The 12506-nt window shown below is 71.9% G+C and carries 11 protein-coding genes; 5 read left to right on the forward strand and 6 right to left on the reverse strand.

Annotated features, from left to right (window positions below; genetic code table 11):
- Positions 1–19 precede the first annotated feature (19 nt).
- Positions 20–409, reverse strand: coding sequence for a hypothetical protein (locus tag I847_RS23080; RefSeq protein ID WP_051274735.1), 390 nt, complete (start codon positions 407–409; stop codon positions 20–22).
- Positions 406–1566, reverse strand: coding sequence for a hypothetical protein (locus I847_RS0110090; RefSeq protein ID WP_028049591.1), 1161 nt, complete (start codon positions 1564–1566; stop codon positions 406–408). The genes I847_RS23080 and I847_RS0110090 overlap by 4 nt, the downstream gene beginning before the upstream one ends.
- Positions 1567–1665: 99 nt before the next feature.
- Between I847_RS0110090 and I847_RS0110095 the strand changes: the two genes are divergently transcribed.
- Complete coding sequence (locus tag I847_RS0110095) at positions 1666–2283, forward strand: LysE family transporter (RefSeq protein WP_028049592.1); 618 nt, start codon at positions 1666–1668, stop codon at positions 2281–2283.
- 46 nt (positions 2284–2329) lie between these two features.
- Here the strand turns inward: I847_RS0110095 and I847_RS0110100 are convergent, their stop codons facing one another.
- Complete coding sequence (locus I847_RS0110100; RefSeq protein WP_034609769.1) at positions 2330–3331, reverse strand: LacI family DNA-binding transcriptional regulator; 1002 nt, start codon at positions 3329–3331, stop codon at positions 2330–2332.
- Positions 3332–3497: 166 nt separating this feature from the next.
- On the opposite strand from I847_RS0110100, the gene I847_RS0110105 reads away from it, so the two are divergent.
- The 4 genes from I847_RS0110105 (at position 3498) to I847_RS23085 (ending at position 9501) form a co-directional block, all read left to right on the forward strand.
- Entirely contained in the window at positions 3498–4853 is a 1356-nt protein-coding gene (locus tag I847_RS0110105; protein WP_081680735.1) for an MFS transporter, read from the forward strand.
- Positions 4853–7315: a beta-glucosidase gene (locus I847_RS0110110; RefSeq protein WP_034609771.1), complete on the forward strand. Its 2463-nt coding sequence runs from the start codon at positions 4853–4855 to the stop codon at positions 7313–7315. The genes I847_RS0110105 and I847_RS0110110 overlap by 1 nt, the downstream gene beginning before the upstream one ends.
- Positions 7316–7440: 125 nt before the next feature.
- On the forward strand, positions 7441–8451 hold the full coding sequence (locus I847_RS0110115) for a S66 peptidase family protein (RefSeq protein ID WP_028049596.1): 1011 nt from the start codon (positions 7441–7443) through the stop codon (positions 8449–8451).
- Between the two features lie 27 nt (positions 8452–8478).
- Positions 8479–9501 carry an alkaline phosphatase family protein gene (locus I847_RS23085; protein ID WP_034609773.1) on the forward strand — a complete coding sequence of 341 codons (1023 nt, stop codon included), beginning with the start codon at positions 8479–8481 and terminating at the stop codon, positions 9499–9501.
- An 83-nt stretch (positions 9502–9584) separates the two neighbouring features.
- Here I847_RS23085 and I847_RS0110125 read toward each other — a convergent pair whose 3' ends face one another.
- The 3 genes from I847_RS0110125 to aroA form a co-directional block, all read right to left on the reverse strand.
- A complete protein-coding gene (locus I847_RS0110125) occupies positions 9585–10121 on the reverse strand; it encodes a putative immunity protein (RefSeq protein ID WP_028049597.1) in 537 nt (178 codons plus the stop codon).
- 119 nt (positions 10122–10240) lie between these two features.
- Positions 10241–11164, reverse strand: coding sequence for an NADP-dependent oxidoreductase (locus I847_RS0110130; protein ID WP_028049598.1), 924 nt, complete (start codon positions 11162–11164; stop codon positions 10241–10243).
- A gap of 28 nt (positions 11165–11192) precedes the next feature.
- Positions 11193–12494, reverse strand: coding sequence for a 3-phosphoshikimate 1-carboxyvinyltransferase (gene aroA / locus I847_RS23090; RefSeq protein ID WP_051274737.1), 1302 nt, complete (start codon positions 12492–12494; stop codon positions 11193–11195).
- Positions 12495–12506: the final 12 nt, after the last annotated feature.

Below are 12506 nucleotides of genomic sequence, written 5' to 3' on the forward strand. Positions count from 1 at the left end.
CTGAGGAAGACCTGACGGCTCACACGGGCTGCGTCGGCGGGGCGCTCTCCCGAAGGGCGCGCCTGACGTCCGCGCGCGAGGGCGGTCGCGGCTGGTCCCACAGTCGCTCGAACGCCTCCCGGAGAAGCGGCCAGACGAGCCCCTGCGCCTCCTCGAAGGAGAGGGCGCCGTCCGACAGCGGCGGCATCAGGACGACGTCGTGCGGGATGGGGCGGCCGGCTTCGTCGCGACGGCCTTCGGGATCGGGGAACCGCAGCGCCACGAGCGTGCCGACGCGCCGGCACACGGTCCCCTCGTCCTCGACTCCTGCGAACGCGCGCTCGTAGGTCGGGAGTGGGTCCCGGTACCCGCCGTCGAGGAGGAACCGGAAGCCCCAGGACCGTCCGCGGGTGGCCCAGACCAGTGTCACTTGACGCTCTTGACCAGCACGGCGTCCTTCACGCCCTGGGCGAGGTCGAGCTGGAACTGGGTCAGGACGGCCGTGAGGTAGTCGTGGTTCGCCCGCGCCCGGGTGTTCCGCTCCTCGATCTTCGGACCGTTCGCCTTGATCGCCCGCGCAAGGAACGGGAGCGCCAAGGCCAGGTACCGGCCGACCCTGGGGACCTTCACCATCAACGGCGCCGCACCGACGAGGATGCGGGCGATGACGTCGGCGTTGTCGACGAGGCGGTCCAGCCACTTGCGCGGGATCTCGAGCCGCTCGGCCCAGTGGACGAGCCGCTCGAGGGGCAGGATGCACGCCACGGGCAGGAGGAGGTCGAGGCCCTTCCGTTCGGCCACCTCGATCTTGCCGGGCTCGAACCTGGCGGAGGACAGCAGCATGAAGTCCTCGCCCATGGACAGCGCCTCGGGGAGCTTCACGAGTCCCTTGAGCACGTCGTGCAACGAACTGATGTCGCCGGCCGCCTTCTCGACGACGAGGTCCTCGAACCCGTGGACGTCGAGGTCCGGGTGCAGGTCGGCCTTGGACAGCGCGAGGATCCAGATGCGCGGGAACTCGGCCAGCGGCTCGCCGTCGTCGAGAAGGTCGTCCTTGAACCGCAGCAGGCCTTCGCGAAGACCCCAGAGCAACGACTTCAGGTACTTCTCCTCCTCGCCCGCGTAGTCGAGGAGCTTCTGGCCGTCGACGAGGATGACCGCGACGTCCGACCGCAGCAGCTTCCTGAACACGTCGAGCCGACGCCTCGCCTCCTGCGCGCTGCTGGGTTCCTCCTCGAACCACTCGCCGGGGTAGTCGTGCCAGACGAGCCGAAGAGCGTCGAACGGCCTCGCCTTGGCCGCCTTGGCGTCGCCGCCCTGGTCCTTCAGCTTCACGACGAACGAGTAGGGCGTCGCCGCGAACCGGGTGGGCTCCGGCGCCAGCGCGCGGTTCTTCATGCCCAGATAGTTCTGGCGCAGGCGGTTGCCCTGCCCGGTGTCGTCGGCGATCAGGTCGAAGAGGCTGTCCTTCTGGAAGCTCTGCTCCTGAGCCGCGCCGTAGAACGAGGAGACCAGGACCGTCTTGCCGCTGCCGCTGCCGCCGAACACGGCGATGTTCTGTTCCCGCACCCGAAGAGTCCCCGCCACAGCCGTCACGATACGGCCACCCGATCGGCCCGGCACCGACCCGTTCCGGGACCGGCGGCGAGGCATGATTCAGTCCGTGACCGTCCCGGTGACTCCCGCGTGAGCCTGTCCCTCTGGCTCACGCTGGTCGGCGCCTGCCTCGTCATCTCGTGCACGCCCGGCGCGGGCGCGATCAACACGATGTCCAACTCGCTGGGCTCCGGCTGGACGCGGTCGATCTGGGGCATTCTCGGGCAACAGCTCGCGCTCCTGGTGCACATCGCGATCGTCGCTGCGGGCGTGGGTGTCCTGGTCAGCCGGTCGCAGGTGACGTTCGACGCGATCCGCTACGTCGGGGCCGCCTACCTCGTCTACCTGGGCGTGCGTCAGTTCCGGGCGCAGACGGCCATGGGCGGCGTCGCTCTCCTGGACCGTGAGCCGGCGTGGTCGATGTTCCGGCGCGGGCTGCTCGTGAACCTGACCAACCCCAAGGCGATCGTCTTCTTCCTCGCCTTCATGCCGCAGTTCGTCCGGCTCGACCGGGCGCTCGTCCCTCAGTACGCGATCGTCGCCGCGACCGTCGTGGCTGTCGACGTCCTCGTGATGTGGTTCCTGTTCGCCAGCGCAGCGCGCGGGCTCGTCCGGCTCACGGCGCGGGAGTCAGGGCGCCGGATCGTGAACCGGGTGTTCGGCGGCCTGTTCGTCGCCGTCGGCGTCGTCCTTGCGGTCGTGCACTGACGAGCGGGGCGACTCCGTCGTCTGCAGGGAACCGGCGGCTACGTGCTCACGCCGACTCGCGGCGGATGAGGTGGACGATGTCCGACCCCGGCCGGCGAGGGGCGGGCTTCCCGGAGATCGCCCGGGTGACGATAGCGGCGATGTACTCGGCGATGACCCCCTGCTCGGTGTCCACCGTGGTCAACGGGGGTGAGGCGAACGGAGCGGCGGGGATGTCGTCGACGCCGACCAGCGCAAGGTCGCCGGGTACGGCCACCCCGGCGATCCGGGTGCCGGCGAGGACCGCGAGCGCGACGTCGTCGTTGTAGGCGCACACGCCGGTGACGCCCTCGGCGACCCACGCCCGCACGGCGTCGGCCGCGGCCTCCGCATCCATCGGCACCGTGCGGACCACCGGGGCGTCGAGGCCGAGCTCGGCGCACGCGGTCCGGACGCCCTCGAGCCGTGGCTCGGCGAAGCCCTTCACGCGGGGGTCGTCCGGGTAGGCGTAGCCGATCAGACGGTGCCCGGTGGCCGCGAGGTGCTCGGCCTGGACACGTCCGATGCGCTGCTGCGGGACGAGGAGCTCGCTGTGCCGGCGACCCGTCGGGCTGAGCAGGGCGACCGTGACGGCGATCCCGGCCGAGCGCATGGCTGCTATCTCGCTGTCGTCGAGCTCGTCCCACAGCACGACGGCGGCGGGTCCAAGCGAGCGCCACACCGCGGAGACCGGCCGGCCGGCCGCCCGGGGGTGGGCGTACAGCGTGAGGCCCTCGGCGGCGAGGCTCGTCGAGAGGGTCTCCAGGAGGCTTCCCATCGCGGGGCCGATGGGCCAGTCGGGCAGGAGGCACAGGACCACGTCGGACCGGCCGCTGCGCAGTGCCCGAGCGGCGGCCGACGGGGCGTAGCCGAGCCGCTCGGCGACGTCCAGGATCCGCTGCTGGGTGGCCTCCGGGATCTTCTGGTGGGGGGTCCCGTTCAGCACGTAGCTCACGGTGGTCCGCGAGACGCCGGCCTCGCGTGCGACATCCGCACTGGTCACCCGCTTGGGGCGATCGTCGACCGACATCGTCACCAACCTCTCTGATCGGACATCTTGCGCTCGGCCCCACCCTGTGCCACATTACTGACACGCGCAAGTGACACGTGTCAGTGACACGAATGAGTGATCGGTCCGAGCAAGGAGGCCGTGCTCCCGCAGAAGTTGCTCCCCTCGCACACGACGGAGAACGGCTATGAGCCCGGAAGTGCAGCACCACCTCAACCCGCTCACGGACGAGACGCCCAGCAGCACCGAGCTGCCGGCGTCCATCGTCACGTCGGGCATCCCGGGCCACGAGCGCCCCGTCCCCCCGTACGCCATCGACCCGCCCACGAAGTCGGTCACCCCGAAGTTCGTGGCGGCGTTCGCCTTCGCCCAGCTCGCGTTGTTCATCGCGCTGCTCGGGCCGGTCACGATCAGCATGGCCATCAAGGTCACCGCGGTGGTCGGCGACGCCCAGGCCACCACGGCCCAGGGCCTCATCCTCGGCGTCGGCGCCCTCGCGGCCCTCCTCGCCAACCCGTTCTTCGGCCGTCTCTCCGACCGCACGATGTCGCGCTGGGGCCGTCGCCGCCCCTGGCTCGTCGGCGGGTCGCTCGGCCTCGCAGCGTTCCTGTTCGTCATCGCGGTCGGCACGAACGTCCCGACCCTGCTGATCGGCTGGTTCCTCGCCCAGCTCGCCGCCAACGCGTGCTTCGCGGCCTACCTCGCGACGATCGCCGACCAGGTCCCGCCCCGGCAGACGGCGAAGATCAGCGCCCTCGGTGGCGTCATGCAGAACGTCGGCGTCCTGGCCGCCATCTGGATCGCCACCATGTTCACGTCGCAGATGATCGCGCTGTTCATGGTCCCCGCCGCGATCGGCGTGGTCGGCATGGTCGTCTACGCGCTGGTGCTCCCCGACAAGCAGCTGCCGCAGCGGCCGCCGTCGATGACGGTGCGCGCGTGGCTCGACACGTTCTGGCTGAGCCCGCGCCGCTACCCCGACTTCGCCTGGGCCTGGATCTCTCGGTTCCTGCTCATCCTCGGCAGCTTCCTGTTCTCGACGTTCCGGTTCTTCTGGATGAAGGACCACCTCGGACTCTCCGACGCGGAGGCGGCCGGTGTCGTCTTCAAGGGTGTCCTCATCTACACCGTCGTCCTGGTGGTCGTCGGCCAGCTGGCCGGGATCGTGTCCGACCGGCTCGCCCGTCGCAAGGTGTTCGTGTTCGCCTCCACCGCCCTGTTCGCCCTCGGCCTCATCCTGCTGACCCAGGTGAACGGCGTGAGCGGCTTCTACGTGGTCGAGGCGATCCTCGGCGCGGCGTACGGCATCTACATGGGCGTCGACCTCGCCCTCGTCATCGGCGTCCTGCCCAACCCGGACGACTCCGCCAAGGACCTCGGTGTCTTCAACATCGCCAACGCCGCGCCGCAGTCGCTGGCACCGTTCCTCGGTGCGCTGCTGATCGGTGGGGCCGCGAAGAACTACGACCTGCTCTACATCTCGGCGGCGGCCCTGACCTTCCTCGGAGCCCTCGCGATCATCCCCGTCAAGAAGGTGAAGTGATGACGAACCCGTCCTCGATCGACCCGTCCGTTCTCGTCGCGAAGGTCGACCTGGAGACCAAGGTCCGGCTGCTCACGGGAGCCAGCGCGTTCACGCTGGCCCCGGAGGAGTCGATCGGCCTCGGCGAGGTCAACCTCTCCGACGGTCCGACCGGAGTCCGCGGCCTGAAGTTCAGCGGCGGCCGTCAGGTGGCCCTGTTCCCGAACGCCACGCTGCTCGCCTCGGCCTGGGACGAGGAGACGACCGCCGAGGTCGGTCGGATGCTCGCCGAGGAGGCGATGGCGCAGGACATCCACGTGGTGCTCGGCCCGACGATCAACCTGCACCGCTCGACGCTCGGCGGCCGGCTGTTCGAGGCGTACTCCGAGGACCCGCTGCTCACCGGCAAGCTCGCCGCCGCGTACGTCCGGGGGCTGCAGTCGCTCGCCGTCGGCGCGTGCCTCAAGCACCTCGTCGCCAACGAGTCCGAGACGGCGCGCAACACCATGAACTCGGTGGTGGACGCCAAGACGCTGCGCGAGCTGTACCTGCTGCCGTTCGAGATCGCGACGGCCGAGTCGGACCCGTGGTCGATGATGGCGGCCTACAACGACGTCAACGGCGTCGCGGCCACCGAGCAGGACCACGTCATCAACGACGTGGTCAAGGGTGAGTGGGGCTACACCGGCCTGATCATGTCGGACTGGTTCGCGACGAAGACCGCTGCGCCCGCGGCAGCCGGCGGCCTCGACCTCGTGATGCCCGGGCCGGAGGGGCCGTGGGGGGCCACCTTGGTCGCCGCCGTGCGCAACGGTGACCTCGACGAGTCCGTGGTCGACGACCACCTGCGCCGGCTCCTCGTCCTCGCGGACCGGGTGGGCGCGCTCGGCGAGCTCCGGTCGCTCCCGACGGATCTGCCCGCCCCCGACTCCCCGGTACGCCGGGAGCAGCTCACCCGCCTCGCGGCTGCCGGGATGACCGTGCTGACCAACGACGACGTCCTGCCGCTGACCCGCGGCACGTCTGTCGCGCTCATCGGCCGGCACGCCCTGGAGACCATCGACATGGGTGGCGGCTCCGCGCAGGTCAACCCGCCGTACCAGGTGAGCGTGGCCGAGGGCCTCACTGCTCTGCTCGACTCCGTGGAGGTCGTCGACGGGGTCGAGGTCCGCACCCGGCCCGTCCCCGCCCGTCCGGGCTTCGTGCTCGACCCCTCGACAGGGAACCCCGGCGTCCACATCACGCTGCTCGCGGCCGACGGGTCGGTGCTCGAGGAGCGCCACGACGCCCCGTCCACCGTGATGGTCGGGTTCGACGACGACTTCAGCGAGCCGGTCGCCACCGTGCGGTTCCGCGCTCGAGTCGCTGCCGACGGTCCCGTCGAGGTCGGCGTGATCGGCGTCGGCGCGTGGGAGCTCACCGTCGGCGAGACGTCGCGCTCGTTCGAGCTGCGCTCGTCGGGCGGGTTCGCCGAGGAGATGCTCGCGCCGCCCGTCGAGACCGGGACGGTCGAGATGGGCCCCGACGACATCATCGACGGGGAGGCCATGCTGCGGCCGCCGGCCCGGACGGACGTCCTCGACGGCGTCTCGACCGTCGAGGCGACCGCCAACCCGCTCGCCGGCGTCGGCCTCTTCGGGCTCGTCGCCCGCCCGGCACCCCAGCCGGTCGAGTCGGTGATCGCCGCGGCTGCCGCGGCCGCCGCGCAGGCCGACGTGGCCGTGGTCGTCGTCGGGCTCACCGAGGAGCAGGAGACTGAGTCCGTCGACAAGTCGACGCTCGCCCTCCCCGGCGCGCAGGACGCGCTGGTCAGCGCCGTCGCCGCGGCCGCCCGACGGACCGTCGTCGTCGTGAACGCCGCCACCCCGGTGCTCATGCCGTGGCTCGACGAGGTCGACGCCGTGCTGTGGGCCGGACTGCCCGGCCAGGAGGGCGGCCACGCGGTCGCCGCCGCGCTGCTCGGTGACATCGAGCCCGCCGGCCGGCTCGTCACCACGTTCCCCGCCGCCGACGGTGCCGCGCCCGCGTGGTCCGTCACGCCGGTGGATGGCGACCTCGAGTACACCGAGGGAACCTTCATCGGCTACCGCGGGCACTGGGCAGGGAACGCTCCGGCACCGGCCTTCTGGCTCGGCCACGGCCTCGGGTACTCGACCTGGTCGTACAGCGACGCGGCCGTCTCGCTCGACGGCCCCTCGCCGCAGGTGTCTGTGACGGTGACCAACACAGGCCCCCGCGACTCGCGCGAGGTCGTGCAGGTCTACCTCGAGCCGTCGTCGTCCGACGAGCCCGTCCGGCTGGTCGGCTGGACCGCCGTCTCGGTCCCGGCCGGTGCGTCAGCCTCCGTCCAGGTCCGCACGGACGACCGGCTCTGGCGTTCGTGGGACACCGACTCCGGTGCCTGGTCGCGGATCGCGGACGGCGGTCGGCTGCTCGTCGCCCGCGGCCTCGGCGACGTGCGGGCCAGCCTGTCGCTGGACTGACCGCCGAGCACGAGGGGGGCGTCCGCGACGCCCCCCGCGTGCCCTGCCGGCGCAAGGTGACCGCCCAGGCGGCAGCCACCTGTAGCTGCAGAATCCCGCCGGCGGCCCGTCTGGGACCATGGCGCGTGCTCACGTTTCCGCCGCCGCTCAGGCCAGGCGACCGCATCGGTGTCACGTCTCCGTCGTCCGGCGTCCACGGGCCAGCGGCTGCCCGCATCGAGTTCTGCGAAGACTGGCTGCGGAAGGCCGGTTTCGAGGTCGTCGTCGGGCGCGTGATGGACGGCACCGGCCTCACCGCGGGGCCGGCCGCCGCCCGCGCGGCCGAGCTCACCGCGATGCTGTGCGACCCCACGATCCGGTGCGTCATCCCACCGTGGGGCGGCGAGACGGCGATCGACCTGCTGGACCTGCTCGACTGGGACGCGCTCGCCGCCGCGGAACCGACGTGGCTCGTCGGCTTCTCCGACCTGTCCACGGTGCTGCTTCCGTTCACGACCCGGTTGGGGTGGGCGACGGTGCACGGGGACAACCTCGCCGACACCCCGTACGAAGCGCCGGAGGGGCTGTTGAGCTGGCTCGATGTCGTCGCCGGGCCAGGCCCGCACGTGCAGCGGGACTCGGGCGTGGTCGCCGGCTGGTGGGGGTTCGAGGAGGACGTCCGCGCCACGCAGTGGAGGCGCGTCGGCGAGGGCCGGTGGACCCTGCACGGCGCCGAGTCCCTGCACGTGACGGGGCGACTCGTCGGCGGGTGCGTCGAGACGCTGTGCAACATTGCCGGAACGCCGTACGGCGACGTCGCGGCGTTCGGTCGCGAGCATGCGCAGGACGGGCTGATCGTCTACGTCGAGGCGGCCGAGGACGAGGCCGCGACGATCTGCCGCAACCTGCACGGCCTGCGCCTGGCCGGGTGGTTCGACCATGCCCGCGCGGTGCTCGTCGGCCGGACGGCAGCACCCGACCACCCGAGGATGACCCAGCGGGAAGCCGTCCTGGACGCCCTGGGCCGGCTGGGCATCCCGATCGTCTTCGACGTGGAGATCGGGCACGTCCCGCCACATCTGCCGCTGGTCAACGGGGCGCTGGCGACCCTGACCGTCGACGGGGACACCCGCGAGATCCGGCAGCTGCTCCGCTGAGCGTCGGCACGAACTAGCCTCGGAAGGGTGGGTTGGACCGACCGGGCGCCGGGCCCGACGAAGCACGCACACGCGCTGCGTGGTCTGTCGGTCGCCCTCGCCCTGCTGCTGACGACGGCGTGCCAGGCAGGACCGACCACCCCACCCAGTACGCCACCGTCCACGCCGGCCGGGCAGACCGTCGCCGCCGCACCGCCGACCAGTGCCACGCCTGACCCGTCGGCGTCGACCGTGGTCGTGAGCGACCCGGACGGAGCGCCGTGCCTCGGCGCGCCGCCCCCGCAGCGCTGGGAGCACGTGCTGTGGATCTGGTTCGAGAACAAGGCCGACGTCGCTGTGCTGGGCTCCCCCCAGGCGCCGTACCTCAACCGTGTCGCGACGATGTGCGGCAGGGCCGACGACTACCACGGCATCACCCATCCGTCCCTGCCGAACTACCTCGCCGCGACGTCGGGTTCGACGCACGACGTCCGCAACGACGCCGGTCCGGCCGTCCACCCGATCGCCGGACCGTCGCTGTTCAGCCAGGTGGCCGAGGCCGGGCTCGAGTGGCGTTCGTACCAGGAGGCGATCCCCGCGCCGTGCGCGCAGGACTCCGCGGGCCCGTACGCGGTGAAGCACAACCCCGCCGCGTACTACACGGAGCTCCGGTCGGACTGCGCGCGGTGGGACGTGGGGCTCGATGCGCTGACCGCCGACCTGGCCGCCGGATCGCTCCCGGCATTCGCCTTCGTCACGCCGGACATGTGCAACGACACCCACGACTGCTCGGTCGCCACGGGCGACACGTGGCTGAGCGACGTCCTGCCGACGATCCTGCGCAGCCGGTCGTACACCGACGGCACGACGGCCGTCTTCGTGACCTACGACGAGGACGACTCCGCGCACGACAACGTGGTGCCGTTCGTCGCGATCGCGCCGAGCGTCCCGGCCGGCTCGGTCTTCCCGGGCCGGACCGACCACTACACGCTGCTCCGCACGACGGAGACCATGCTCGGCCTCCCGCCTCTGGGGCTCGCAGGCTCCGCCTCGACGCTGCCCCACTTCTGACGACGACGAGCCGGACGGCATCACACGACCTCCGGCCGGTGACGTGGCCCGTCACGGACGACCGTCGTTGATCCGCGCGGTCGTCAGGTCGAAGCGAGGTCCGCCTGGATCTCGCGGATGACCGTCGCGAGGACGCCGGACGCGAGCAGCCCGGAACCGAGCGGTCCCGCCGAGTCCTCACCGAGCGGGGGCAGCCTCCGCAGCGCCGCCCGGGTGGCTGGGGTCATGTGCTGAAGCTGCCAGCGGACCTCGTCGCCGACGGCGTCCGCGCGATCGGGGCGCCCGAGGCCGGCCGCCTTCGCTGCGTAGGCGGCTGCGCCGAGAGCGTGCGCGCCCATGTGCGCGACGCCCCAAGCCTGCGCCGCCGCCCTGGCTGCGGCGACAGCCGCGGGCGAGCGGACGACATGCGCTGCACGGCCGCCGACGAAACGTCGGCGGATCTCGTCGGCGGCACGCAGCTCGCCGCGACTGAACGCCCGCGCGCGTGCGATGGCGTCGCGCGGACGATCGTCGTCCGGCGCCTCGGCCTCGAACAGCGGCAGGACACGCTCTGCGCAATCCGCCGCCCACCCCGCGACGGTGCGCCGATCAGCCTCGCTGAGCGCCTGGGGAGAAACCACACGGACCTCCAACGGGCGGCCTACGCGGAGACGGACTCCTGGGCGGCACGCTCCAGGAAGTCCGTCAGCGCGTCCCGCATCTTCTCGGGGCGACGCACCTGTTCCGGCTCGGGCCGGCGTCAGATGCGCACGACGACCTTGCCCCGGACATGACCGGTCGCGCTGGCCTCGTGCGCCGCAGCGGTGTCCGCGAGCTCGAAGACCTGGGCGATCTCGACCTTCAGCCGACCGTCGTCGGCCAGCGCGGCGAGAGCCTCGAGGTCCTGGGTCGACGGCCGGACCCAGACGTAGTGCCCGCCGAGCTCGTCGCGGGCCGCGGCGTCCAGGATCGACGCGATGGTGCCGCCGTCGGCCAGCAGGGCGGGGGCGGTCGCGATCGCCTCGGTGCCGCCGTAGTGCAGGATCACGTCGACGCCCTCGGGCGCGAGGGCGCGGACGCGCTCGACGAGCCCGTCGCCGTACTCGACCGGCTCCGCACCCAGGCCCCGCAGGTACTCGTGGTTCGCCGAGGACGCGGTGCCGAGGACCCGGGCGCCGAGTGCGGCGGCGATCTGGACGGCGAAGGAGCCGACGCCACCGGCGGCTGCGTGCACGAGCACTGTCTGACCTGCCTGGACGCCCGCGCGCCGGATCGACTGGTACGCGGTGAGGCCGGCGAGCGGCACGCCGGCGGCCTCCTCGAACGACAGCGACGCGGGCTTGCGTGCGAGCGTCCGGACGGGCGCTGACACGTACTCGGCGAACGTCCCACCGTGCACCCAGTCCTTGCGGACGTAGCCGAAGACCTCGTCGCCGACCTGCAGCTCGGGGGTGTCCAGGCCGACCCGCTCGACGACGCCGGCGACGTCCCACCCGGGGATCGCCGGGAAACCGACGTCCATCGCCCCGTCGAGGTAGCCGGCACGGACATACCCGTCGACGGGGTTCACGGACGCTGCCCTGACGCGGACGAGGACGGAGTCGGCGCCGACCTTCGGGATCGGCTGGTCGGTGAGCTCGAGGACGTCGGGGCCGCCGTAGCGGGAGTAGGTGATTGCTCGCATACCCGTCGCAGCAGCCGCGGCAGCAGCCCTATTCCGGCCCGACGCTGCCGGTGTCGAGGTGCGCCGCGAACTGCTCGCCGTTCCGGGCGAGGCGGGCTTCGCGTGCGATCTCCTGCACGACCTCGGCCAGCACGCTGTGGAACGTGGGAAACGTCTTCTTGACGCAGGTGGGGTCGTCCAGCGTGATCCCCGGCGTTCGCAGACCGGCGATGCTGAAGGCCATGGCGATGCGGTGGTCGCGAAAGGTCTCGACACGCCCGGCGTTCGGGGTGCCCGGATGGATCCGGATCCAGTCCGGTCCCGTGTCCACCTCCACACCGAGCCGACGAAGGTTCCCGGCGCACGCCTCGAGCCGGTCGCACTCCTTCACCCGAGTGTTCGCCACGTCGACGATCGTCGTCGGGCCCTGCGCGTAAGGAGCGATCGCGGCAAGCGTCGGCATGGTGTCGGAGATGTCGCGCATGTTGACGGTGACGCCCTGCAGCCGTCCGCCGACGACGGTCGTCGACGTGCTCGTCTGGCGGACCTCGGCGCCCATCTGCTCGAGCACGCGGACGAAGGCCAGGTCGCCCTGCAAGGCATCCCGCCCGAGACCTGGCACCTCCACGGTGCGACCGAGCAGGGCAGCAGCCGCGAAGAAGTAGCTGGCCGACGACGCGTCCGGCTCGACCTGGTACCTGTGCGCCCGGTAGGTCGCCGCCGGAACGGTGTAGGTGCCGCCGTCGACCTCGACGTCGACACCGAAGTCGCGCATCATCGCAAGGGTGATGCCGACGTAGGGAACGGATACGAGGTCCGTGACCTCGATGGTCAGGCCGTCACGCGACAGCGGCGCAACGAGCAGGAGCGCCGTCAGGAACTGCGACGACGTGCCCGCGTCCAGGCGGATGGTGCCGCCCTCGATACCGCGCGCCTCGACGACGAACGGGTGGTGCTCCGGCTCGCCCTGGAACGTGAGGCCGGCGCCGAGCGAGCGCAGTGCCCGCGTCAGGGGCGCCATCGGCCGGGCACGCATCTGGTCGGAGGCGTCGAACGCGAACGTCCCGCGGCCCGCTGCGGCGAGGGCAGGCAGGAACCGGGCGGTCGTGGCGCCGTCGCGGCAGAAGACCTCGGCACGCGACGCGCCCGGGCCTGCGGCGCGCCCGTCGATCGTCCACTCTCGTCCGTCAGCGACGACCTGGTACCCGAGCGCGCGCAGGCCGTCGACGAACGCCTCCGTGTCGTCCGACAAGAGCGGGTCGACGAGCGTCGTGCGGCCGGCCGCCGCCGCGGCGAGCAGCAGGGCGCGCGCGGTGACGGACTTGGAGCCCGGGATGGTGACGACTGCCATGGGCCGGGACTC

Source organism: Cellulomonas sp. URHD0024 (assembly GCF_000426185.1).
Lineage (GTDB): Bacteria > Actinomycetota > Actinomycetes > Actinomycetales > Cellulomonadaceae > Cellulomonas.

Coding starts and splice junctions, on each gene's coding strand:
- I847_RS0110100 (WP_034609769.1), bottom strand. CDS start 3,331: ATGTCGGTCGACGATCGCCCCAAGCGGGTGACCAGTGCGGATGTCGCA.
- I847_RS0110105 (WP_081680735.1), top strand. CDS start 3,498: ATGAGCCCGGAAGTGCAGCACCACCTCAACCCGCTCACGGACGAGACG.
- I847_RS0110110 (WP_034609771.1), top strand. CDS start 4,853: ATGACGAACCCGTCCTCGATCGACCCGTCCGTTCTCGTCGCGAAGGTC.
- I847_RS0110130 (WP_028049598.1), bottom strand. CDS start 11,164: ATGCGAGCAATCACCTACTCCCGCTACGGCGGCCCCGACGTCCTCGAG.
- aroA (WP_051274737.1), bottom strand. CDS start 12,494: ATGGCAGTCGTCACCATCCCGGGCTCCAAGTCCGTCACCGCGCGCGCC.